Origin of the sequence: Paenibacillus sp. FSL R10-2734 (assembly GCF_037963865.1) — a bacterium.
Taxonomy (GTDB): Bacteria; Bacillota; Bacilli; order Paenibacillales; family Paenibacillaceae; genus Paenibacillus_AQ.
The window spans coordinates 947803-972725 of the sequence record NZ_CP150170.1 but is presented as its reverse complement, the minus strand read 5'-3'; the positions used below and the strand labels follow the sequence as shown (position 1 = coordinate 972725).

Genomic DNA, 24923 nt, shown 5'->3' with positions numbered 1-24923 from the left:
CATCCTAGTTCACGTTCTTATTCTTACAGTTCGGGCAGACGCCCCCAAATACGACATGGGCATGACCAATGGTATAACCTGTATCCTTGGCCACTGTGTTCATCCAATCTCGTGGAACTTGGTTCATCACTTCGTCAACCGCACCGCACACCTCACAAATGATATGCTGGTGATCATCCATGCGGGCATCATATCTGCTGGCAGCCTCACCAAGCTTGAGCTCTCTAATCATTTGTTTATCTGAAAGATAACGCAGGGAGTTATATACAGTACCGTATGCTAAGCTATGACCCTGTTCTACTAGCCGGTTCATTACTTCCGCAGCAGTGGGATGGTCATGTGAATTAAGGACGATATCGTAAACGGCTTGACGTTGGGAAGTCAAATTTAGACTTTTCATTGCTATCATCCTCTAACTTGTTTTTAGATCAAGTATAAATCGTGAATGTAAGAACGTCAATCCCACTTTTATCCACTCATTACTTTCTCAGTTACTTGATTAATCCAGAATATTTGATATCAATGTCTGCTTTGACCTGAAAATCGAGCCCAGTATAGAGCCCCTTCCACACTTCCATTTCTGTATCATTATTAAAATGTCTAGCTCCATAATGCAGACCCCATCCAAAAGGATCCAGACCACTAGCTTGTATTTTAGTTAACAATGACAATACATCCTTCTCAAGTTCCTTTCCCCCTGCTATCGCAATTTCCTCCAACATACCATGAGTCACCAAATCCGGACTGCTGCTTTCTTCGAGGATCCCTTTAATCTTAATATGATATCGAATAGTAGCTTTCCCGCTCTCCGGATTTAATATCTTGTAGTTCGAAGATGATCTCTCTGTATAATACTGATACATGATTCCCTCCAAATGGGCGGGTAAATTAGTCCGCAGGTTCGAGCGCGACAGCAGATTGTACAGTCGAGTTTCATCCGGGGTAAGAACCATCTTGATTTTCTGGCTATCCAGCAGAGCGATTTTGTTAATGATGAACTCATTTTCCCCTTCAGTCTCGATAATCGGTAGAATCGGATCAATACCCTTCTCGTAAATATTTCTCATCAGTTGAAAGGAATACACACTGGAAATAAAAGGAGACTCCGTTCCCTGACCACTCATAGCCAGAATAAGAGAATTCGATGGGATATGCTCCGATTGGGGTCTTACCTTCAACACTCGAAGTGCATCCGGACGCCCCACTCCAAAATTGAGAATAAGCTGAATATCTCTGCGCCGCACCGCCCAATCCATCACATGCTGAATATCCTTGCGTGCAATCCCTTCCCCCAAAATAAGCGATTTACAATGTGTATAATCCAGCTCCTTCGATACCCTAGATTTCATTCTACGAAGCGCTTCCGAGATACTTGGGGACTCTTCGGTCAATATCTGCATCTTCTCATCAATCTTGGTAACATCCCCCTGAGGGATGGCAAGCTTCAAACTAATCTTGAAATTCCCTTCTGCTTCACCAGGGTCAACACCGATCGCCAGTACAAATATCCGCAGATCAATCTCCTTGAAGTCACAGCCAGGAAGGAGTAGTAGTAACACAATTCCTATTGCACTAAGCGCTTTTCTCACAAGCCCTGCCTCCTTGCTTTGCGATAACAATAAAACAGCAGGGCGATTAAGAACATCTCACCAAACCAGCGGATTTGTAGAAACCAAGCGCCCATTAAATTAAGTTGATATTGATCCAGCCAGATTAAGGAAAGGACCACTCCGCTGAACAAGCACAGGATGCTCCACTCTTTCCACCGCTCTACCTTTGGGGATTGTTTTTTGACAGATGAGATGGCACTTTTAAATAGTTCTAGGCCCACATGCCAATGAACAATTGCACTTACCAGAGATAAAGTCATGTAGGCAAAATAAAAAATAAACAGCATCCGTTCAATAATAAAGGATTCAATCCGGATACTGTCTGCCGTCGAGAACCACGTATACACATGTCTTTCGATCGCAACGGTTCCGAAATAACCGATAGGCACAAAGAAGGTTATGAGAAGTACGAGTAGTCCTTCCACCCCTAAAATCCAGACATGCTTTAGCTTTAAACCATGAAATACCCGATTAAATATGGCCAGATTAATATAACCACTAAACGAAAAGGTGGCTGCCGCAAGGCTCATTAGATCCGGCTTATGCCAGATATATGTAGTGACCTGTAGAACAGAATCCCAATTGAAATCCGGATTTACCAGCGCTTTTACGATGCCATAGAGTATTAACGGTAACGTCACGGTTAGAATGATTTCAAGTCCATACAAAAGTGATAGAGAATCAAAACGACAGCAGATGCAAACCAATATCAGAAAGCTGATCACGACTGTAAATGGACTTGAATCCGGACTGATATACCGCAGTGTAATATCTACAAAAGAAAGCAATGTAATCCCCCCAGCCACACACCATAAACCAGCAAAAAACACTAGTAAGAGTTTAACAAACAGCTTAGGAAGTAGAGGATTAAATATTTCTGGAAAACCCTTTCCAGGGAATTTAGCAATCAATGTAGTAAAAATATAGACAAATAATGTGCCTAGGATCGTTGCGATTAGTATGGAGATTAATGCACCGTCAAAGCGTCTATCTATTAATTCCCTAGGAACAAAATTAATGATGTTGATCAAGCTATTCATCAGAAAAAGACAGTAGAAATAACGGCTTTTGGCCATCAATGTTCCCCGCCCTTCTTTTTACCAAGGTTATCAAGAAAAAACAATCTGAAATAGGGTTGTCCAAAGCTGCGCTGCTTGCATAAATACATCGCGAATCCCACCACACAGACCACTACACCAACCATTCCTAGAACAGCGGCAGCAATAAGGAAAATATACTTCAGCACGCGTATCGACAAGCTCATCATATTCAGAGGTATCAAAAAATTGGATATCGCAACGGCAGAGACCAATATAATCATAATATTACCTACAAGCCCTGCCGCCGTCGCTGCCTGTCCTAAGATTAAACCTCCGACCGTCGTGGCCGTAGGACCAATCGCCTTGGGAAGTCGTAAACTCGCTTCGGTCAGAAATTCCATCATCATAAGCATTAAGAGCACTTCCACAAAAGATGGATAAGGCACGGTCGCACGACTACCCGAAATGAGCAGTGCAACCTGCACACGAATAATTTCCGGGTTATAAGAGGTGAGTGTTACATAGACTGCAGGCAGCCACAATGTCATGCACACACCGATAATTCGGAGTAGCTTTAAGAAACGGCCCACGATAGGAAATTGTATTTTATCATCCATAGATGTAAAGAAATCATTAAATATGGAAGGCAACACTATCGCATATCCCGTTGTATCCAGCAGTATCGCTACTTTTCCTTCAGACAAGTTAAACACAACTCTATCTGGTCTTTCGGTCACGATGGACTTGGGCAATATTCTCAGACTGTCACTGCTTATAAACTTCTCAAGTTCTCCCGTAGCCTGTAAAATATCAACCTTTAGTGTATTCATCTTCTCCCTTAATTCCTCTAATACATTATGATCAACACGATTGATGTCGTATAGAATCGCCACCTTTGTTTTGGAGACTTCGCCGATGACCATAGTTTCCATTTTGAGATTAGTGGATTGATAGCGCCGACGAATCATGTTCAGATTCACCGCAAGATCCTCCGTTAGTGCATCAGAAGGCCCCTGTGAAATGCTTTCAGCAGACGTTTCACTGACACCGCTGCTCTCCATACTCATAGCATCAAAGAAACAGATCACATCATTTATGCTCAGAAGGACATAGCCGCTAAGTAAAAGCTCGATCGCTGTTTCCCCAGAAGTCTCACCTTCACTGCCCGGATACGTCGTAATATAATCGCGGTAAGCGTTAGTATTTCCCATCTCATAAAATGGCGCAATCACATGACTACTGAGAGTCTGCGAATCTGTAACGCTTTTTATATAAAGCAGAGTAATCTGCCCAAAAGGTGCAACGAGCGTCCTGTCGATTAAATCGGCAAATCCGTTCAACTCACCCTTGATCCATTCCAGAGAAACATTAGACTTATCCTGTTGAACTGACATGGATCATCCCTCCTATTTATCCTGCGCTTCCCGAATGTCACCTTATTTTGGCACTGTTTCTCTGAATTCATGCACTGCATGTGTGAATATGGAGTTTCTTTTGACGAGACTGTGGTAATAAATGAGATGAGGATTGTACAGATAGATGGAGGGGTATTAAATGGATCCACACCGTAAAATAACGCAAGGTCTTCCGCAATTTCCAGAATCACTATGGAGAGACACTACGGATTTACCGGCTTTTCCAAAGCTGACTGAAGATATTTCTACAGATGTCGCAGTGGTAGGCGGCGGTATTACAGGCATTACTACAGCCTACCTTCTAAGCAAAGCAGGATATAAAGTCACGCTCCTGGAGGCAGGGGAAATTCTCAGTGGTACTACGGGTTTTACCAGTGCCAAAATCTCCGCTCAGCATGGTCTAATCTATCATCATTTGCTGAAGCATTTCGGGGAAGAGAATGCCCGGCTCTATTATCAATCGAACAATGAGGCTATGAATTGGATCTTAAATACGGCTGAAGAGCTTGAAGTCTCTTGCGGCATAAAACGTGAGGCAGCCTATCTATACGCAGATGCTGAAGACCCTCAAACGCTTAAACAGTTAGAGGAAGAGTATAAAGCCTATGAACAATTGGGTCTGCCCGGGGAATGGCTGGATAACGTCCCTATCCCTCTGATGGCAAGTGGTGCTATTAAATTACCAGAACAAGCTCGCTTTCACCCCCTGCAATATCTGAAGGCATTGTTAAAGGTTATTGTGGAAAAAGGTGGCGTGATCTACGAGCATACGATGATGGCGGACAAGGTGGAGAAGAACGATAAGCTTACGCTTTTCACGGAAAAAAACGACTATCGGATTACCTGCCGTTACGCCGTGTCGGCTTCTCATTTCCCTTTCTATGATGGTGGTGTGTTATATTTCTCGCGACTGCATGCTGAACGTTCCTATTGTCTGGCGATCCAGCCTGAAACGGATTTTGAGGGCGGAATGTATTTAAGTGCCAGCGAACCAACCCGTTCTCTACGTGCTGTTGAGTGGGAAGGCCGGAATCTGGTTATCGTCGGGGGCGAGAATCATAAGACAGGCCAAGGCATCTGCACGATAGGTCATTATGAGAATCTAGAACTATTCGCAGGCCACTTGCTCGGCATCAAAGCTATCCCTTACCGCTGGTCAGCACAAGATTTAATTACGCTGGACAGGGTACCCTACATTGGCAAGATCTCGGATAACGAAGAAATTTATATCGCTACTGGATACGGAAAATGGGGCATGTCAAGCGGTACCTTGGCCGCTCAGATCATCTCGGATCAGATTCAGCGCAAAGATAATCCTTATACGGAACTGTACGATCCATCCCGCTTCAAAGCTGGCGCCAGCATAAAAAGCTTCATCGTTCAAAACGCCAATGTGGTAAAAGAGCTAGTAGCAGGCAAAGTTGAAATCGTCCACAAAAAGACAAGTGATTTGAAGGCAGACGAAGGGGCTGTTGTCTTCCATGATGGCAAACGAGTCGGCGCATACAAAGATCCAGAAGGGAAGCTACATCTGGTGGACAGAACGTGTACCCATATGGGCTGTGAATGCGACTGGAACGATGGCGACCGTTCTTGGGATTGCCCTTGCCACGGCTCCCGTTTCTCCTACGATGGAGAAGTCTTAGAGGGGCCCGCATCGGTGCCGCTGACAAAGCTCTATGAATAAGCTCTTCATGAAAATAAAGTTCAGATTCATGAAAAACTCTATATTAATGAAAGGGGCGATTGTAATTGCCCTATCGCATTCAGGTATAATAGGACGTGAATGAAGCATTAGCTTCGAAAATGTTTAAGGGAGAGTGGCGACAGAGATGGATTTGAGAGGAAAGAGTGTTGTAATTACTGGTGCAGGCAAAGGGATCGGCAAAGCCTTGGCTATGGCACTGGCTAAGGAAGGTGCTAATTTAGGCCTGATCTCCAGAACTTCAGGTGATCTCGAAGCGTTAAAATCAGCCTTAACGGAAGTCTACGACGTGAAAGTCAGCATTGCTGTAGCGGATATCGCTGTACGCGAAGAAGCTGAACGTGCGGTTGCTTACCTGCAAAATGAGTTAGGAACATTTGATGCATTAATTAACAATGCCGGAATTGCAAAATTCGGCACTTTAGTAGAAATGGACCCTTCAGATTGGGAACGTCACATCCAAGTCAATCTTTACGGTACCTATTATGTAACTCGCGCTGCGCTGCCAGCTATGATTGAAAAGAATGGTGGAAATATCATCAATATTTCTTCTACAGCCGGAGAACGCGGCTTCGCAACAGGCTCTGCTTACTGCGCATCTAAGTTCGCACTGATGGGTATGACCGAAGCCCTCGCACAGGAAGTGCGTAAGCACAATATCCGCGTCGTTGCCTTGACTCCAAGCACGGTAAACACCGAACTAGCTTCCAACGCTGGTCTCAAGATCGGTGACGAGGATCGTATGATGCAGCCTGAGGATGTAGCTGAATTAGCGTTAACAGCATTGAAGCTGCCGGATCGTGTCTTCTTAAAAACAGCAGGTCTCTGGACCACCAATCCGCAATAAAAGAGAGCTGGCTGTTCTACTTCAGGCTCTGATTGCACTTTGTGCAATCAAACTAGAGGAAACCCCTGCTTTCGGGCGATTTAGCCTCGATCCAATTGTACAGAATGCAACAGAATACCTTATCCAGACTATTTTCTGGCTATTCTGTTGCACCTTCTGCAATCAAACTCCACTTTCAGGACCAGAGTAGACAATTGGAGTTTGGGTACTTATTTATTCGTTGGTACTAATAATATGTTGAGTGCTTGTAATACCTGTAGTACGTGAAGTATTGTGGTTGGTGGTTACTTGTAGTTTCTGTAGATGCTTATAGTTACGATAGGTGCTTATAGTTTCTGTAGATGCTTGTAGTTCCGCTAGCTACTTCGAGCTTTGGACTACTTAGCGTTTGAATAGACAATAGTTGCACTTTGTACATTTATTCAACGAAATTAAAGGAACCGTCACACTTTAATTGCACTCTGTGCAACTAAAAGTAGGCAATTCTTGACCTTGCGCCAGATTCATAGAATATAGTTGCAGAGAATAGTGCAATTATATGCTCAACCGGATGTTTATGTATGGATATTATAATGCTGCTGATCGGAGGTTTATCTATCATGCTGGTAGTAACAAATACCATTAAGGTTAAAGAAGGTCATGCCGAAGCTATTGCTCAACGTTTTGGAGGAAATAATGGTGTACAGGATATGCAAGGATTCGTCCGCATGGAAGTTTGGCACGGAAGTGCCAAAGAAGGTGTTGAGGAATTAAAGATCTGTACCGTGTGGGAGAATGAAGAAGCGTTCAAAGGCTGGACCTCCAGCGACTCCTTCCGTCAATCACACCGCGGTGCTGGTGGAAATGAAGCTATTCTTGGCGCTTCGATCGACAAATACGAGCTTATGATCAGCCGAACACCCGGCAACAGCAACTAAGTATAGTGACTGACCAATTGGTCGCGTAAGCTATTTGGACAACTAGCATCTAGAAGACTGCTTCACACGATTCGCACAGTTAACAAATCGGACAATTACCGCTATCACCACTGAGCGGTGATATTCGTCCAAGATAATAACACAGGGATGTCCTGAGCCAGTATGGCTTCGGGACATCCCTGTTTGTTTTACAGTGTATCGCTTATTGCTCACTACCATGAGTCAGAGTTTGCTCCACCTCTTGATGTTTCCCTGGCCAGAAAGCCCACCGACCAAAAAGCGTCGTTATGGCTGGTACCAGGAACGGACGAACTACGAAAGTATCGAGTAGGATACCAAGAGCGGTGATGATACCAAATTGCACAAGCACCTGTATAGGCAAGCTAGCCAATACAGCAAAAGTACCTGCCAGAATGAGTCCTGCAGAGGTAATTACCGAACTGGTCTCATTTACACCTTCCGCAATCGCCTGCTTAAGCGGCATGGTCTTACGCTTTTTCCAAATATTCGAGATCATAAAGATGTTGTAATCTTCTCCAAGTGCCACCAGGAATACAAAGGAATAGAGCGGGATCGCGCCTTGAATCGCATCTGCCCCCAGCACATAGTGAATGATAATCCAGCCTAAGCCAAGTGCAGAGAAGAAAGAGAGAATGACCGTTCCGACCAGATAAATGGTTGCCACTACAGATCGCAGATATATCAATAACAGTAAGGTGATCAACCCGATGACAACAGGGATAATCAGATCAGTGTCACGATCTCCAATCTTTTTGGTATCATACTGTGTCGCCGTCTGGCCGCTTACCCATACATTATCCGCAGGATTCTCAACGCCCACATCAATCAGCGCCTGTTCTGCCGTTGCTAGAAGGGCTGGAATATGCCCCATTGCTTCAAGTGAATAAGGATTGTTCTTAAATTCAATATCAAAACCCTGAATACCCTTATTCACAGCGCCCGGCTGCGGATCGGAAACCGTGTCCACATACGTGAGCCCTCCGAGAATGACTTTAAGGTCCTCTCCACTCGCTTTCCCCTTAGTATCAATAATCAGCTTAGCAGGAGCCAGTTCTCCCGGAGAAAACTGCTTACCAATGATATCGAACCCTTCGCGGGACTCCATATTTTTAGGAAAAGAAGAAAGGATATCATACGTGAATTTAATTCCACTGGAGAATGAAGCTAGAATCCCCAGCCCAATAACGGTCACTCCTACGATAGCCCAAGGCCGGGAAACTACAAGCCCACCAATCTCCTTCTTGCGGGAGACTTTTGGCTCTGGCGCTGGTTTGCCTTTCGCCTTGGCCCGTTCAACCTCCATTTGCGGGGTACGCGGAATGAACGGGTAGAACGAGGTGCGTCCGAAGATCGCCAGCAGTGCAGGTACAAGCGTTAAGCTAGCAATCCCCATAATGAAAATCGACAAGCTGAATGGGATTGCAAAACGATGGTAAGCGCCATACTTAGCAAGTAATAGCGCGAACAGCGCAAGCACGACTGTAAAGCCACTCATTGCTATAGCACCTGAGGATTCGGTAATGGAGCGAAGAAGCGCTCGGCTCTTGCTCTCTTCTATTTTCAGCAACTGCCGGAACCGCGAGATCAGGAACAGGCAATAATCTGTGCCGGCCCCGAACAAGAGAACGGTCATTATCGAGACTGCCTGCGAATCCACAGTGATCCAGCCCTCTTGCGCCATTTTCCCAAGAATCGGACTCGTTACTCCATATGCGAATCCAACAGCAATGAGTGGAATAAATGACAAGATAGGCGAACGATAGATCACCAATAAGAACACTAATACAAGCATAACCGTAGCAATTAGCAAGGACACGTCAGCGTTCTTAAATAGACCAGTAGCATCTATGGATATGCCCACAGGACCTGTAACACGCAAACTCAGATCGTCTCCATCCACCTTGGCAGCGGACGGGTCTCCACCAGTCTCAGTGCTTATAATCTGCTTCATTTCTGTCACAGCTTCACCCAGTTGATCACTATCTGCCGTTTTATCGAAGAGCACCGGGGTTACCAGCGTACTCCGATCCTCAGATAACGAGGCTTGCAATGCCTGTGGCGGCAGCTTTCCTAGTGGGGGAACAAAGTCCTGATGAGGTAAAGGTTGCTGTTCTAGCTTGTTGTATACAGCAGTGATATGTACTAAATCATCTTGCGAAAGCCCACCTTCTCTATGCCATACGAGCAGTGCAGGTACGCCGCTACCTGTCGGGAATTCTTGTTCTGCAATTGCTGCTGCCTGTATCGATTGTGCATCATCTGGGAGGTTAGGCGCATTATTAGCAACTTGAGAATTTACTGCAGGCCATAACAGGGTAAGTGCACCTACCAGTACAATCCATACAAGAAGGGTAATCCATTTCGTCTTTCTTCCTGCCACCCATTTACCGTAGCCTGACATTCTCTTCATCCTTTCTTTTATCCCAACAGCTTCAAAAATGAGCCGCGGGTCATTTTTATTCTATCATATATATCCTTTAATTTTTAATCAAACATTTATTGTTGTTTATCTTTAAACCTGATAGTCTGGTTCACAAATAAAATACCCCTCCCTTCACATAAAGACTCAGCAAGATGTGAAAAGAGGGGTTTATTCAGCTTATTTTACTTTGATTTATTTCAATTTAGCCTGCGTCCAAATCTTCTTCAGAGAACTGACTATTGTAAAGATCCGCATAGAATCCGCCTTGTGCAAGCAGCTCCTCATGGTTGCCCTTCTCGATTACACTACCTTGATTCATAACAAGGATAAGGTCTGCATCTCGAATCGTCGATAGACGGTGGGCAATAACGAAGCTGGTTCTGTTTTGCATCAGTGCCTTCATTGCTTTTTGAATCAACAATTCTGTCCGTGTATCGACACTGCTCGTTGCTTCATCAAGAATGAGGATCGATGGGTCGGCCAGAATCGCACGAGCAATAGTAATCAGCTGCTTCTGTCCTTGAGAGATATTAGAAGCTTCTTCATTTAACACCGTGTTATAACCAAGTGGTAGTGTACGGATAAAGTGATCAGCATGAGCAGCCTTGGCAGCCCGCACTACATCGGCTTCCGATGCACCTTCACGTCCGTAAGCAATGTTATCACGGATCGTACCATTGAACAGCCAGGTATCCTGAAGCACCATACCAAATTTACTGCGTAGGTCGCTCCGTTTCATGTCGGTAATATTGACTCCATCAATGATAATTTCCCCATCGTTAAGCTCGTAGAAGCGCATCAACAGGTTAATCAGAGTGGTTTTACCAGCACCAGTAGGACCCACAATTGCTATAGTCTGACCTGGACTAACCTCAATATTCATATCCTCAATCAGAATAGCATCTTCTTTATATCCGAATTTCACATGACGGAACTCAACGGAACCTTCCGGAGTACCTTCATCAAGCTTCGCAAGCGTAGTATTAACTTCCTTAACTTCCTCTTCTTCATCCAGAAGTTCAAATACCCGTTCTGCGGAAGCAATGGTGGATTGAATAATGTTAGCAATATTAGCTGTTTGTGCAATCGGCTGGGTGAATTGACGTGAATACTGAATGAAGGCTTGAATATCCCCGACATCAATCATTTTTTTAGTAACAAAGATACCACCAACTACACAGATAAGCACATAACCCAAGTTACCAATAAACATCATGAGCGGCATAATCATACCGGACATGAATTGGGCACGCCAGCCAGAGTCGTATAGCTTATCGTTAATTTGATCGAAATCCTTAAGGGACTGCGGTTCGCGACCAAATGCTTTTATAATACGGTGACCTGTATACATTTCCTCTACGTGACCATTCAACTGACCGAGTGATTTCTGCTGTCCCACAAAATAAGTCTGCGAGCGTTTGGAAATGGCCATAATCACAATAAAGCTGAGTGGCAATGTTGTAATCGTAATTAAAGTCAGCCATGGACTGATGGTGAGCATCATCACAATGACACCGATAATGGTGACGATCGAAGTAATCAGTTGAGTTAAGCTCTGTTGCAGTGTAGTACTGATGTTATCCACATCATTCGTAGCACGGCTTAGAATTTCCCCATGGGTACGAGAGTCAAAATATTTCAAAGGCAAACGTTCCAGCTTACTGTTAATTTGCTCACGCATGTCATAAACGACCTTCTGAGCTACACCAGCCATTACATACTGCTGAATATAGCTAAACAGAGCACTAAGCAGATACAGAGCCGCAAGTATGATCAGGATATCATTAATGTATCCAAAATCAATGGAAGCTCCCTCTACGCCCATCATTTTACCGTAAGCACCTTCGAACAGTTTGGTTGTTGCTTTACCCATAACTTTAGGACTGAAGATACTGAATACCGTACTGGCAATTGCCATAACTAGAACGATGATTAATTGAACCATACGAGGTCTCAAATACTTAATCAGACGACGAAGTGTACCCTTAAAGTCTTTAGCCTTTTCTGCAGGCATCCGCATTCCAGGACCGCCACCTGGTCCACCTGGTCCCGGACCTCTATGACCGCTCGGAGCGGAAGGTTTTCTGTTTTGTTCGCTCATGCTATTTCCTCCTCTGACAGCTGCGAGGATACGATCTCGCGGTACACATCACTGCTCGCGAGCAGTTCACGGTGAGTGCCCATTCCGGCGATTTCACCCTCATCAATAACAATAATCCGGTCAGCATCCATAACAGTACTAACCCGCTGAGCTACGATCAGAACGGTGGATTCCGTGGTTTCATCTTTGAGTGCCGCGCGAAGCTTAGCGTCTGTTTTGAAATCAAGTGCTGAGAAGCTGTCGTCGAACAGATAAACTTGAGGTTTTCTCACAAGCGCACGTGCAATGGATAACCGCTGCTTCTGACCACCGGAGACATTACTACCGCCCTGAGCAATTTCCGACTCAAATCCATCTTTCATTGCGGATACGAAATCGTAGGCTTGTGCCACCTTAGCTGCATGAATAATTTCTTCATCGGTAGCATCCTCTTTACCGTAACGGATGTTTTCGTTAATCGTACCTGAGAACAATACCGCTTTCTGAGGGATGTAACCAATTTTGCTCCGTAGCTCTTCCTGTGTCATCTCACGAACATCTACGCCGTTAACACGTACAGAACCTTCGTTAACATCATAGAACCTTGGAATTAAGCTAAGCAGTGTAGATTTACCTGAACCTGTACCACCGATAATTGCAGTAACTTCACCTGGACGAGCACTGAAGCTAATGTTCAAAAGTGCAGGTTGTTCCGCGCCAGGATAGGAGAAGGATACATTATCGAATTCAACAAAACCACGCATATGATCTCGGCCGTCTTTTTTAGTAGCTTGAGCCGTTGTTTGCAATTCACTCTCTGATGGATCTGTGAACTCTGGCCGCATATCGAGTACTTCATTGATACGCAAGGCTGAAGCTGAAGCACGAGGAATCAGCACGAACATCATCGACACCATAATCAGGGAGAACATAATTTGCATCGCATATTGAATAAATGCCATCAGTGAGCCGACTTGCAAATCGCCATCGCCAATCCGGATCCCACCAAAGTAAAGAATAGCGATCATGGAAAAGTTCATAACAATCATCATGAGCGGCATCAAACCGGCCATAATTTTATTTACCTTAATAGCTGTGTCTGTCAGATCACGGTTAGCTTCGGAGAAGCGTTTATTCTCATGATCAATTCTGTTAAATGAACGGATAACACGAATACCCGTCAAATGTTCACGCAGCACCAGATTTAATTTATCCAGCTTGATCTGTATCGCTTTAAACAGCGGCAATCCCTTCATTCCGATGAAGAAAATCGCGCCTACGAGTACAGGAATAACTACTACAAAGATCAATGATAATTTCGCATCTTCAGACACCGCCATGATGATACCACCAATCATCATCATCGGCGCTCCAATCATCATGCGGAGCATCATAGTAAGTACAGTCTGTACCTGCGTAATATCATTCGTTGTACGCGTAATTAAGGATGCAGTACCGAGCTTATCGAATTCATGCAGCGTAAAATTCTCTACATGATTAAACACACGGGCACGGGTAAGTTTACCGAACCCCGCTGCCACTTTTGCCGATAAATAGCTGGCAATGACCGAACATAAGGCCCCGCCTGCTGCAACTAGGAGCATGAAGCTACCTATTTTCCAAATATATTGACGATCTCCCTGTACAATTCCTTTGTCGACGATGTCGGACATCAGTGTAGGGAGGTATAAGTCGCCTATGGACTGTAAGAACACAAGAATTAACACAGCACCAATAGCTACTCGAAATGGCTTCAGTTGTTTAAATAATTTAATCAAGCTTCTCATCTCCGTTCATTTGTAGCCTATCCCAATTAGGTGGCGGATTATCCTCAACGAAAGCATGTACTTTCAGCAGTAGTTCTGTGAGCTGCTTAGTCTCCTTTTCACCTAAGTGCCGTACGAGCTCATCAAGCAACGCATCCCTATATTGTTCTGCTCTTCGTGTGAGTTCCTTTCCACTCTCTGTCAGTTTCACGCGTACAACTCTTCGGTCCGAAGGATCTGCGTGTCTTTCCACCATCTGTTTCGCCTCAAGACTATTAATCAACTGCGTAATCGTTGGAGGTGTGAATCCGAGATGGCGGCTGATTTCAGATACCTTTAGACCCTCTTCATCAGAATGATTCCATTTTTCAATGCATATCATTAAAGTCATCTCACTCGGCTTGTGGCCATCAACGCCCTTTTGCCATTGTGCTTTATGCAGCCGTTTCATCGCCGCAAGAAGCTTGTGCGCGACTGAATTTTCAGTATTTTCTCTATTTCCTCCGTTTATCCCAATTTTCTTCACCTCTAATTTAGTTAGGTCGACTAATTATTAAACTCTATATTATTTAGGCTACCTAATTATATTTTCGGCGTAATGCTTTGTCAAATTTTGAATACGCTATCAATTATTACGAAAAAGAAAACTCCCAAGCACAAGGGCTAGGGAGTACATTTTCGTATATGTATTACTCTGTATTATAAGAATAATGAATAGATTTCTTCATTCTTAGTAAAGTGCTCCGTGTTCATAAGTCGTAATGCCGCCTTTGCTTCCAGAGCCTACAGGTCCGATAATGATGAAGCTAAACAATGCTAACACGCTGACCATCATCAATAGTGATTTTTTCATTCTTTCTCACCTCCCTTATCAAGTTTCTATATTTATCCTGTTGAATAACAGTGGCATAGTCTCTGTTTGTCTCAAACAAAGTAACACAATTTATAAAATCTTTTCCGTTGTTCTGCCTAATTGATAACTCCAGACAATGTATAATATAGTCGACACCTACACTATATTGTTCAAGGTTTATACGATACATAGCCACTTGGTAATACAGCCGATATAAACGATCTACATTATTAGGCTCCTGATACTGCTCAAATCTCTGCATTTCCCGCGAGAACCGTGTGAGTACACTATCAGCAGAGAAACCATAACGATTAGCTGCATCCATTATAGTGATAAGTCCCGCTAATATTTCGCCTGGATGATCAGCCAAAAAGGCAGTATACGCGGGTAGAACATCCACATTCCCTACCAGCATCTCCAATGTAAAACTATTGGCCTTTGCAAATAATCGAAAATGTTCTACAGCTTCATAACCATGCTCGTCCAACATTTCAAACCAGCCAAGTTCTGCGTAACCTGCGGTATACTTCTTGGCGTCCTCATATTGTCCTTGCTTGGTCAGTGAAATTGCTTTGAGTAGATATCCATGTCCATAATAGACGACGAGTGGACGTTGTGTTTTAAACTCTTCGCTTCGTCTGTCTCCATGCGTTCGTAGTTGTTCACGGTAAACAGCATTAGCCAATGCTCTCAGTTCATCCGCAAATCCCTCCATCTGTTTCCATCTGCGTAGATCGAAGCATAATTGTGTCAGTCTTAACAGACCATCCAATTGCATGTTTTCTGGCAGACGACCTCTAAAAGGTGCGAAGGTGATAACTGCACGTAACTTCTCATCTGTATCCACAATAGCGTTAACCGACATAAAAATGCGAAAATGACTTGTCGCGAGCCGCTCTGAGTAGCTATCAGACTCATTCTCAGTTATGATTTTATAAAAATACATAGATTCTTCTAATTTACCTTTATTAAACAATTTATCAGCTATCGAATAAACAATATCTAGCGATTTCGGATATTCCAATAATCTATTTAATGTATCATCTATGCATTGCTGCTTACCCAATTCAGCGCAGCGTATTAAAAAAGGCTCCACCCTGCGGCGTGAGACCTTCTCCTCATTGAAGCATTCATCAACATAAAGTGGATACAGCCAACCGTCCGGAAAGCCAAAGGCTTTAATGATTGCATCTATTTGTCCCAAGGACATAGGCTTCGGTGGATTCCCATGCAGAATTGCGCTGAGACTTCCACGATTCAGGCCACAAATTTTTGAAAATGAGGCGAGATTATGGCCGGAGCGGGACAGATTTTTCTCAATTTCTGAGCGTATAGTTGTTAACTTTCCCTCCACACGGCACCCCCAAAGTTCGACTTGAAAAGATTCTATTAATTGACATTATAGGTGAAAGTTATGGATTGTACAACAAGTAGATTGTACGACAAAAAGAGGAGCGTATTTCTCTCCTCTTTATCGGTTGTATCATCATAATAGTGTAATTCTATGGATGAATCGAAGTTTAACTTATTGTAATTGCAGCTTTTGAGCTTCTGCCGTAGGCTGTTGCACCTGACTTGCGGCTGCGCAAATTCTCCATCATCTTATGTTGTGCCAGCAAAATATAGCTGTCCAGTCGTTCGCTTAGCTCTAAGACAGCATGGTCACTAAGACTCCGCTGCTCCGCGACTTCCAGCAATTCGCATCTAAGGCTCTCTATAGTCACAAACAGCTCATCTTCTCTGTAGTCTCTTCTATAAACATTCTCGGAAGAACCTTGATATAGTGTCACAACTCTCTCCTTCTCTCTATCAACATCTCCTCCTATCATAATCCATGATACCAAAAAACATATTTTCAAAAAAAAAGAAAAAAATGCAGCCTATCCACAAAAATAAAATCGCTATTTATTCAGTATGATTCATCGGATCGTCGGGTAATTCATTTGGGTCCTGTCCTCTCAATAGCCTCTTAGCAAAAGAAATCCATTCGCGTGCAGCAAAAGATAAATAACGATCTCTACGCCATGCCATAGCAATCTCCCAAGGAATTACCGGATCTGTTAAAGGAACGACGACCAAGCGTGAGCGATCCATGTCGCGGCAAATGGTTTCCGGCAATAATGCGATTCCCATTCCCGCGGCTACCATTTTACTGATTAAGTCCCATTGTGAGCTCTCATAAATGACCTTCGGCTGAAATCCAGCCTTTACACATTCCGTAATAATCCGATCATGTAATGTGAAGTCTTCGCGGAACAGAACGAACTCCTCCTCCGCTAGCTCACTTAAGGATACAAAGTCTGCTCCAGCTAATCGATGCCCAATTGGTAAAATAAGCTCAAGGTTCTCTTCGACAAAAGTGAAGCAATGAAACTTGGCTGTATTTACGGGCAGCACGACCATCCCAATGTCCAGCAGTCCCGCCTCTACATCTTCCTCTACTTTTTTGGCCCCATCCTCATGCAGACGAATCGTAACCTGCGGATATCGTTTATGAAATTGACCAATCACCGAAGGAAAAAAACTCGCGCCTACCATAGGAGGCAGACCGATGTGAATAAGACCCTGCTCCAGATTTCGTAAGCTATCCAGCTCGGACGACAAGCTGGCGAACGACTCCACGATATTTTGTGCTTTGGTGAACAGAATTTCCCCCGCATCTGTAAGTCGGATACTCTTCCCTTCACGGTAGAACAAGTCTGCCTCCAGCTCAATCTCCATATTCCGGATCATTTTACTGATCGTAGGCTGTGTTATATATAATGATTCAGCAGCTCTAGTAAAGCTTTTCATTCGTGCCGCTTGAACGAAATATTCTAATTGTCGGATATCCATTTTCCAACTCCTCAATCCATAGACAAAAGGAATGTCATTTATTCTATCTATTCATTTTACCTATGAAAACAATTGATGTAAACTTTCATTATCATGAAAGGAGCGGAGCCTTATGAAAAAGATCGTTATAGGCCTGCTACAGGTAGCTGGACTTACGTTATTCTCAATACTTATCAATGCTGTGACCCCATTATTGCATATCCCTATTCCCGGAAGCATACTCGGAATGATTATATTGTTTCTCTTGCTTGAGTTTGGTGTCATTCGTCTGAATTGGGTAGAGGTTGGAGCTTCTTGGCTACTCGCCGAGCTATTATTGTTCTTCATTCCATCTGCAATAGGTGTAATGAAATACGCTAGTATTCTGGAAGCGGATGGATTACGCATTCTTGCCGTTGTCGTCCTGGGCACATTTGTTGTGATGGCCAGTTCCGGATTACTTACGAGTAGAATTTATAAAGCGAAGGAGCGGAAAGGATCATGTTAAACGCTCTGCTGTTCTTTGCCCTCACAATTGCTGTATATTTACTGGCGAAACGCATCTATGCTTCTACTGGAAAAGTCTACACCTCTCCATTAATCATCACACCAGTAGTCATGATCATCTTCCTGCTTATAACAGGGATTGCTTATGATTCTTACAATACAGGAGGAAAGTGGCTGACGGATTTGTTACAGCCAGCAACTATGGCCTTTGCCATCCCTTTGCATAAAAACTTCAAGGTGCTCAAAAAGCACGCCGCCGAAATTGCGGCAGGCGTGCTTTCCGGGACGATAGTTGCGGTGATCTCTTCCATTCTGCTATCCAAATGGCTACATCTCAGCGGTAATCTTGCAACCAGTCTGATACCACGTTCGGTGACTACACCGATCGCCATGAGCGTCTCGGAAAGTATCGGCGGCATACCGAGTATTACGGCTGTCTTCGTCATAATTACCGGGATACTTGGTACAATGATGGGCCCTACAGTTCTCCGTATCTTCCGCATTGAGAATGAAATTGCACGCGGGGTATCGCTGGGAACCGCTGCGCATGGTACAGGAACATCCAAAGCCTTCGAGCTTAGTTCACTGACCGGAACTATCTCCAGTATTGCAATGATTCTGTCTGCGCTGTTGACTATAGGTGTGGCACCAGCTCTACTCGCGATATTCATCCATTAGACTAGCTCAGCATGAGCCAAGGACATATCTCTTTAGTACATCTAAAGTAGCATGTCCTTTTTTCTATGAATCCAATCTCAGAGCTTAACAGGCAATCCGCTTTGTGCTGAATCGTAGGCGGCGCAGGTTACTTTGAGCGTCTTATATCCATCCTCATAGTCACTTAGAATACGTGAGCGGTCTCCCGTCCGTACAGCATGTAGGAAGGCCTCACTTTCTACTAAATATGGGTTCCCTGTATTCTCAAATTCGGTACTATTTCCGCTTCGCACTTCCAAGAGACGCTCCGGGTTCCAGTCCAGTAATCCCCGATCATTATAGAAGCTAAGACCTACACTACCCACCTGATCAGGCAAAACGCATGTATTTGAAATATTAGCAATAATTCCATTCTCAAGCTTTAGGGATACAGTACCCACATCTGCGACGCTTACACCTTCATGCTGCTCATGCATAATTCGGTTTCCGAACATGCCATATACTTCCTTCACTTCTCCAGCCAGATAGCGCACCAAATCAACAATATGCGTAGTCTGCTCTGTGAATTGCCCTCCCGACTGCTTCTGATCACGCCACCAAGCTACGCCCGGCATGCCGCCCATCCATTGGCCCATAATCATACCGACTTTGTCACCACGCAAAGTTTCTTTCAGACGTCTAATGTTCTCTTGATAGCGTAAATGGTACCCCACCGAGGTTAATAAGTTATGTTCTTTAATATCTTGCAACAGGCTCGCAGGAATTTCAGTAGTCATACTAAGCGGCTTTTCTATAAAAAAAGGAATATCCCTCTTAATTAATGAACGTTCGATTGCACCATGAGATTGTGGAGGTACACAAATATAAACAGCATCAAGCATCTCTGCATCCAGCATCTCCGTAATATCACCATATCCAGCAGCACCGTATGGACGTGCCATATCCTCACCTTTGGCTTTACTGCTTCCGCAGACCGCCTGCAAATGAACATCCTCCATTCCTGCCAGCAAATCAGCATGTACTTTAGAGAACCAACCCGTACCCACAATACCCACTTTTAATGTCATTCTATTTTCCCCCTGCCCGTTGATAATGAATGCCTTTTCATAGATTATACCCTCTTATTCGTGGATAAGATAATCTCTCCATTCTTCGGGAAGCAAATGCATATAAGGACTCTGCAAAAAGCGATCATCCGCAAGCACAATAATGCCCGTATCTGTCTCACTACGAATCAACCTGCCTCCAGCTTGCAATACCTTGCACATTCCTGGGTAGACATAGGCATAATCAAAGCCATTTTTACCTTTGGCATTAAAATACTGACGCAATAGATTACGCTCAAGACCAAGCTGCGGTAGACCAACGCCGACCACCATTACCCCATTGAGACGATCCCCCGGCAGATCCACACCTTCCGAAAAAATCCCACCCAGTACAGCAAATCCTAACAATGTCTCGTTATTGTCTGGACTGAATGAAGCTAAAAAACTTTCCCTAGCTTGCTCACTCATGCCCGTATCCTGCATCAATGTACGTATTTCTGGGTAATTGTCCGTAAAGGCTTGATATACGTTTTGCAAATAAAGGTATGAAGGAAAAAACACCAGATAATTGCCCTTCTTGGAAACCATTTGGCTTAGCGCTTTAGTCAGTGGAATTAGGGAGGCTTCCCGATCATGATAACGTGTGGAGATAGGCAGCACGGTTACCTCCCACTGCTCCTTCTGAAAAGGAGAGGAGACCGTTAAGCTATAATCTTCCTCCACCGCACCAATCATATCCCGATAGTAAGATAATGGCGAAAGCGTTGCAGAGAACAGAATCTGGCTTCGAAAGCTCTTAGACATTTGCCGAAGCAGATACGAGGGATCCAAATTAAATAGCTTGATATACACATCACCTCTACGAACCTCAGCATAGGTAATGTAACGTTCATCATAGGTCTTAAATGTCCGGAGCATTCCTTGGACTGCAAAATATGTATCCAGGAGAACATTCTCTCCTTCTCCATTCAGTGAAACAATGCTTGAGCTTGGATGAATAAGCTCCTGTTCTGCTTCCAAGGCAAACGTCTCAAGCAAGGCTGGCAGCTCCTCCGGGAACGATGCCCACTGCCCTTGCCCCTCTTCATTGCAAATTTTGCGAAGGGAGATGAAAAAAGCATTCACCGATTTCGCTGCAACACTCAAATTCCGGTTCATTTCTTTATACTGGCGCTGAATTTCCAGAAAAGGGGCTTTCAGCAAAGAGGCGGAGAACATTTCCCGTCCCCGATCTACCAGATTATGCGCTTCATCTACCAGAAGGACCGTTTCTCTCTTCCTTTCCTCCGTTAGCCGTTTCAGACTGATACGAGGATCATATATATAATTGTAATCACAGATCACGGCATCACAGGCATAAGCTGCATCCAGTGAGAACTCAAACGGGCACACTTTATGCTTATGAGCATACAGTGCTATGGTGTCTCTGCTCATCAGCGTCTCATGCTTAAGCAGATCCATTACCGCTTCGTTAATCCGATCATAATAACCATCCGCATAGGAACAGGAATCCTTACCGCAAATTCCCTCTTCTCGAAAACATGCCTTCTCTTTAGCGGTAAGTGTGATGACATGAATCTGAATTCCCTGCGTCAGTAGCAGCGAGATCGCTTCCTGCGCAGCAATCCGGGTAACCGTCTTAGCCGTTAAGTAGAACAATCCTTTGGCTTGTCCTTCGCCCATAGCTTTAAGGACAGGAAACAACGTCGACATTGTTTTTCCAATACCTGTGGGCGCCTGAGCGAACAGACTGACCTTTTCCACGATGGATTTGTACACTGCACCTGCGAAATGTCGTTGTCCCTTTCGATAAGAGGGAAACGGAAAGCTCAACTCCCGAAGACTCTTCTCCTTTTTAGTATCATGATGAACCATCATCTCAGCGTATGGAGCATATTTGGCTACGGTATCATTAACAAATGCAATCAGTTCTTCTAAAGACAACGTTCGGTACAAGCTTTTCTGCTCATCAGTAGCCCGGTGGACATAGGTAAGCTTAACCTGAATAGAGGTAAGCTCCTGCTCCAGCGATACCATATATGCGTACATCATTGCTTGAGCCCAATGAACCTCATGTCCTACTTCCAATAAATCCAGCAATCCGGAGGTTGACTTGATTTCTTCGACCGTAACCTTTCCATCTTCTGAGACAAGCAGTCCGTCACAGCGCCCATCGACAATATAGAGTAAGCTACCATAAGAGATCTCTGTTTTCAGATATACCTCCTTGCGGTCGCTTTCCTTATATTGCTTTTGGATCTTCTGATGAATTCTTGTTCCTTCAACCATAGAACCCGTTCCATGAAACCCAGGCTCAATACTACCGCTGCGAAAAACATACTCAACGAGATTTCTAACCGATAGAGCTACTGTATGATTCATCTATTCTCACCTCCCTTAATTAGCCATATATCCTTTTTGTTCCCAATGTCTATTTTGGTCCTTTAATCGCTGTATAACCCCATATGACAGCAGAAACATCATCTTTCACCTATGTGTATTTAACTTTACGCGCTCCACAAAGCTTATACTTACGTTTTCGATTTTTGACATTCTATAGCCAGCCCTGCATAATAAATTTTATTACCATGGAATCATTTTGTCTTAAACGCTGTTTCTTCATTGCTAGGAAATAGCGTTTTATCATGTAGAAAGAGGGGGAAGCTGTGTCATCCTTTAACATTAAACAGTGGATCGTTAAACCTTTTGTGTTTTTTACAATACTTTTTATTCTAAAAGCCTTCTTGGCCTGGGGCGTGATTTTTGACGATGTGCTACCTTGGAAGTCATTACTGACAGAAATCCCTTTTGCCTGGGCGCTCTTTTGTATTATTGAGCGGTTCGCCTCCAAGCGAAAGCTTGGATATTACATGACCGTAAATTTATTAGTGACAGCCATCTTTTTCGCAGCCATTATGTATTTTAAATATTATGGAGTCATTGTAACTTACCATGCAGCGGAGCAGGTGAATCAAGTCACAGCCGTCAGCAACAGTGTATTCTCACTAATGGATCCATACTACTTGTTAATCTTTACAGATATCATTGTCCTAGGAGGCTATTTCTTCTTTAACAAGAAAGGCCGGGTCTACAAGAAAGAAAATATCAACCGTCGTGGCGGAACAATAAAATATAGCGTTCTATTCGCAGTTTCACTTGGTCTATGCTTGTTCAATATTTTGCCTAATAAGGCTAGTATGAACGAAATTAAGAAAGCTCAGGAAATGGGTATCCTTAATTATGAAGCCTATACGATCTTTGCAAAAGAAGAACCAGAGCTTGTGCAATCAAAAGACATCACACAAGATACCATCAACGAACTGAAGGGGATAAATACTACAGCTAGTTCCCCACTTCACGGCACGGCTAAAGGCAAGAATCTAATTATCATTCAATTGGAATCCTTCCAGAACTTTTTGCTGGGACTTAAGCTAGACGGGCAAGAGATTACACCGAACCTGAACAAGGTAATGAAGGATAGTCTCTACTTCCCTAATTTTTATCAAATGGTCGGTCAAGGGAATACGTCGGATGCAGAGTTCGTAGTGAACACTTCTGCCTACATCCCTCCACGTGGAGCGGCAACCATGTCTTATGTGGATAAGGTGCTTCCAAGTCTGCCACGTTTGCTTAAAGAAAATGGTTATCAGACCGCAACATTCCATACCAATGTCGTTGAGTTCTGGAACCGTGGTGAGCTGTATGAATCGCTCGGCTTTGATCATTATTATGATCGGAAATTTTTCGGTGAAGATGATGTCTTCTTCTTCGGCGCTTCTGATGATACGCTCTATAGTAAGACAGCCGCTAAACTAAAAGACATGAACAAAGAAGGTCAGCCTTTCTACGCTCAGGTTATTTCGATGTCAGCCCATCATCCATTCACGATCCCTGAGGAAAAATACCGCATGAAGCTGCCAGAGCGTTACGAAGGCACTTTTGTTGGTGACTATATCCGTTCCCAGAACTATGCAGATGATGCTTTCGGACATTTCGTAGAAGAGCTTAAAGCTAATGGCGTATGGGACAACAGCGTGATCATGATTTACGGAGATCATATGGGATTGCCAATTTATTCGCTCGATCATGATGATAAACAATTAATGACTGAAATTTACGGCCATGAATATACCTATGCAGATATGTTAAACATTCCTCTGCTCATTCATGCAGGAGACAGCACAGCACCACAGACCTTAGAGCAAGTCGGTGGCGAAGTGGATATCATGCCAACTGCTGCCGGTCTACTTGGAATTTCATTAGACAACCACCTAGTTTTCGGTCAAGATCTACTCAGTCAGACTTATAATTTGCTGCCAGAGCGATATTATTTACCTTCTGGTTCATTCATTTCCAGCTCAGGACTACTTATTCCGGGTAACAGCTTTGAAGATAATACCCAATATCCTGTTTATAATGGAAAAACACCGGCTGCTACTGAAGATGAATACAACCGAGCATTGAGACTTCTTCAGCTTTCCCATAGCTATATTACGCAACTGCCAGACAAACCAATTGAACCATAAACCATTCAAAGAAGGCCACCTTCTCTCCGGAGAAGGTGGCCTTCTTTCTGAATCTAAATGCAAAAAACTAGAGATTTACCGTTCCTGATTCTCGATCATACGGTAGTACTCCGCGAAATTTCGCAGCTCTTCCGGCTTCAGTATGGATAAATGCTCAGCAAGCAGTTGTTTTGAACGGGAATGCCCTTCTTCAAGTGTTTGCTGACCTTTCTCGGTGATAGTCACCACTACCGCTCTCCGATCGTTTCCATCGGTCTCACGCTTAATAAAACCTAGCCCTTCCAGACGATCTAACATCACTGTAATAGCGCTGGATTTGACCTCCATAGACTCCGCCAGCTGTACCACCCGCGACTTCTTCTCTTTCGCTACTATATTTAACAGACCCATCTGAGGTACAGTAAGTCCGAGTTCTTTATGCAAAGACATTTGAGACAATATCTTACGCTGTACCCTCCACATGGATAATCCAAGACGCTCTATTAACGGATCTACTTGATGTGGCATTCTTTTTTCAACTCCCAATCCGTTTTTTATAACTCAAGCGTACCACTAGAGCTGGTTATGATTCAATGCTTTTGTCTACTAAAGATTTCATAATCACGTTTTTTTCCATAATTATTCCACTAATTTACAATATCCGACACAAAAATACTATATTCTATGTAAGGTTCTAAGCTTAACGATACGCTATAAT

General features: G+C 43.8%; 21 protein-coding genes. 6 read left to right on the top strand and 15 right to left on the bottom strand.

The window, feature by feature from the left end:
• Positions 1 to 4: 4 nt before the first annotated feature.
• The 4 genes from NSS67_RS04430 to NSS67_RS04415 form a co-directional block, all read right to left on the bottom strand.
• Complete coding sequence (locus NSS67_RS04430) at positions 5 to 400, bottom strand: transcriptional repressor (protein WP_042131422.1); 396 nt, start codon at positions 398 to 400, stop codon at positions 5 to 7.
• 91 nt (positions 401 to 491) lie between these two features.
• Positions 492 to 1589: a Ger(x)C family spore germination protein gene (locus NSS67_RS04425; protein WP_339318496.1), complete on the bottom strand. Its 1098-nt coding sequence runs from the start codon at positions 1587 to 1589 to the stop codon at positions 492 to 494.
• Positions 1586 to 2686, bottom strand: a complete 1101-nt coding sequence (locus tag NSS67_RS04420; protein ID WP_339318495.1) for a GerAB/ArcD/ProY family transporter — start codon at positions 2684 to 2686, stop codon at positions 1586 to 1588. The genes NSS67_RS04425 and NSS67_RS04420 overlap by 4 nt, the downstream gene beginning before the upstream one ends.
• Complete coding sequence (locus NSS67_RS04415) at positions 2686 to 4044, bottom strand: spore germination protein (protein ID WP_339318494.1); 1359 nt, start codon at positions 4042 to 4044, stop codon at positions 2686 to 2688. Before NSS67_RS04415 ends, NSS67_RS04420 begins: the two co-directional genes overlap by 1 nt.
• Before the next feature lie 160 nt (positions 4045 to 4204).
• On the opposite strand from NSS67_RS04415, the gene NSS67_RS04410 reads away from it, so the two are divergent.
• The 3 genes from NSS67_RS04410 (at position 4205) to NSS67_RS04400 (ending at position 7534) form a co-directional block, all read left to right on the top strand.
• Positions 4205 to 5752 carry an FAD-dependent oxidoreductase gene (locus NSS67_RS04410; protein WP_339318493.1) on the top strand — a complete coding sequence of 516 codons (1548 nt, stop codon included), beginning with the start codon at positions 4205 to 4207 and terminating at the stop codon, positions 5750 to 5752.
• Between the two features lie 145 nt (positions 5753 to 5897).
• Positions 5898 to 6617, top strand: a complete 720-nt coding sequence (locus NSS67_RS04405; protein ID WP_339318492.1) for a 3-ketoacyl-ACP reductase — start codon at positions 5898 to 5900, stop codon at positions 6615 to 6617.
• 599 nt (positions 6618 to 7216) lie between these two features.
• A complete protein-coding gene (locus tag NSS67_RS04400; protein ID WP_339320499.1) occupies positions 7217 to 7534 on the top strand; it encodes an antibiotic biosynthesis monooxygenase in 318 nt (105 codons plus the stop codon).
• A gap of 202 nt (positions 7535 to 7736) precedes the next feature.
• On the opposite strand, the gene NSS67_RS04395 is transcribed toward NSS67_RS04400, so the two are convergent.
• The 8 genes from NSS67_RS04395 to NSS67_RS04360 all read right to left on the bottom strand — a co-directional run bounded on the left by NSS67_RS04395 (position 7737) and on the right by NSS67_RS04360 (position 17511).
• Positions 7737 to 9965, bottom strand: coding sequence for an MMPL family transporter (locus tag NSS67_RS04395; protein ID WP_339318491.1), 2229 nt, complete (start codon positions 9963 to 9965; stop codon positions 7737 to 7739).
• A 214-nt stretch (positions 9966 to 10179) separates the two neighbouring features.
• A complete protein-coding gene (locus NSS67_RS04390; RefSeq protein WP_339318490.1) occupies positions 10180 to 12078 on the bottom strand; it encodes an ABC transporter ATP-binding protein in 1899 nt (632 codons plus the stop codon).
• Complete coding sequence (locus tag NSS67_RS04385; RefSeq protein ID WP_339318489.1) at positions 12075 to 13835, bottom strand: ABC transporter ATP-binding protein; 1761 nt, start codon at positions 13833 to 13835, stop codon at positions 12075 to 12077. The genes NSS67_RS04390 and NSS67_RS04385 overlap by 4 nt, the downstream gene beginning before the upstream one ends.
• Complete coding sequence (locus tag NSS67_RS04380; RefSeq protein WP_339318488.1) at positions 13828 to 14349, bottom strand: MarR family transcriptional regulator; 522 nt, start codon at positions 14347 to 14349, stop codon at positions 13828 to 13830. The genes NSS67_RS04385 and NSS67_RS04380 overlap by 8 nt, the downstream gene beginning before the upstream one ends.
• A gap of 204 nt (positions 14350 to 14553) precedes the next feature.
• A complete protein-coding gene (locus NSS67_RS04375) occupies positions 14554 to 14676 on the bottom strand; it encodes a hypothetical protein (RefSeq protein ID WP_339318487.1) in 123 nt (40 codons plus the stop codon).
• Positions 14630 to 16030, bottom strand: a complete 1401-nt coding sequence (locus NSS67_RS04370; protein WP_339318486.1) for a DNA-binding protein — start codon at positions 16028 to 16030, stop codon at positions 14630 to 14632. The genes NSS67_RS04375 and NSS67_RS04370 overlap by 47 nt, the downstream gene beginning before the upstream one ends.
• 166 nt (positions 16031 to 16196) lie before the next feature.
• Positions 16197 to 16466, bottom strand: a complete 270-nt coding sequence (locus NSS67_RS04365) for an aspartyl-phosphate phosphatase Spo0E family protein (protein WP_339318485.1) — start codon at positions 16464 to 16466, stop codon at positions 16197 to 16199.
• A 115-nt stretch (positions 16467 to 16581) separates the two neighbouring features.
• Positions 16582 to 17511, bottom strand: coding sequence for a LysR family transcriptional regulator (locus NSS67_RS04360; RefSeq protein ID WP_339318484.1), 930 nt, complete (start codon positions 17509 to 17511; stop codon positions 16582 to 16584).
• Between the two features lie 112 nt (positions 17512 to 17623).
• On the opposite strand from NSS67_RS04360, the gene NSS67_RS04355 reads away from it, so the two are divergent.
• The gene (locus NSS67_RS04355; protein WP_339318483.1) at positions 17624 to 17998 is read left to right on the top strand and encodes a CidA/LrgA family holin-like protein; all 375 of its coding nucleotides are present in this window, start codon (positions 17624 to 17626) and stop codon (positions 17996 to 17998) included.
• Complete coding sequence (locus tag NSS67_RS04350; RefSeq protein WP_339318482.1) at positions 17992 to 18675, top strand: CidB/LrgB family autolysis modulator; 684 nt, start codon at positions 17992 to 17994, stop codon at positions 18673 to 18675. Before NSS67_RS04355 ends, NSS67_RS04350 begins: the two co-directional genes overlap by 7 nt.
• Positions 18676 to 18752: 77 nt before the next feature.
• Here the strand turns inward: NSS67_RS04350 and NSS67_RS04345 are convergent, their stop codons facing one another.
• The gene (locus tag NSS67_RS04345) at positions 18753 to 19721 is read right to left on the bottom strand and encodes a Gfo/Idh/MocA family oxidoreductase (RefSeq protein ID WP_339318481.1); all 969 of its coding nucleotides are present in this window, start codon (positions 19719 to 19721) and stop codon (positions 18753 to 18755) included.
• A 54-nt stretch (positions 19722 to 19775) separates the two neighbouring features.
• On the bottom strand, positions 19776 to 22082 hold the full coding sequence (locus NSS67_RS04340) for an ATP-dependent DNA helicase (RefSeq protein ID WP_339318480.1): 2307 nt from the start codon (positions 22080 to 22082) through the stop codon (positions 19776 to 19778).
• Positions 22083 to 22366: 284 nt separating this feature from the next.
• On the opposite strand from NSS67_RS04340, the gene NSS67_RS04335 reads away from it, so the two are divergent.
• The gene (locus NSS67_RS04335; RefSeq protein ID WP_339318479.1) at positions 22367 to 24226 is read left to right on the top strand and encodes an LTA synthase family protein; all 1860 of its coding nucleotides are present in this window, start codon (positions 22367 to 22369) and stop codon (positions 24224 to 24226) included.
• 75 nt (positions 24227 to 24301) lie between these two features.
• Here NSS67_RS04335 and NSS67_RS04330 read toward each other — a convergent pair whose 3' ends face one another.
• The gene (locus NSS67_RS04330) at positions 24302 to 24733 is read right to left on the bottom strand and encodes a MarR family transcriptional regulator (RefSeq protein ID WP_339318478.1); all 432 of its coding nucleotides are present in this window, start codon (positions 24731 to 24733) and stop codon (positions 24302 to 24304) included.
• Positions 24734 to 24923 lie beyond the last annotated feature (190 nt).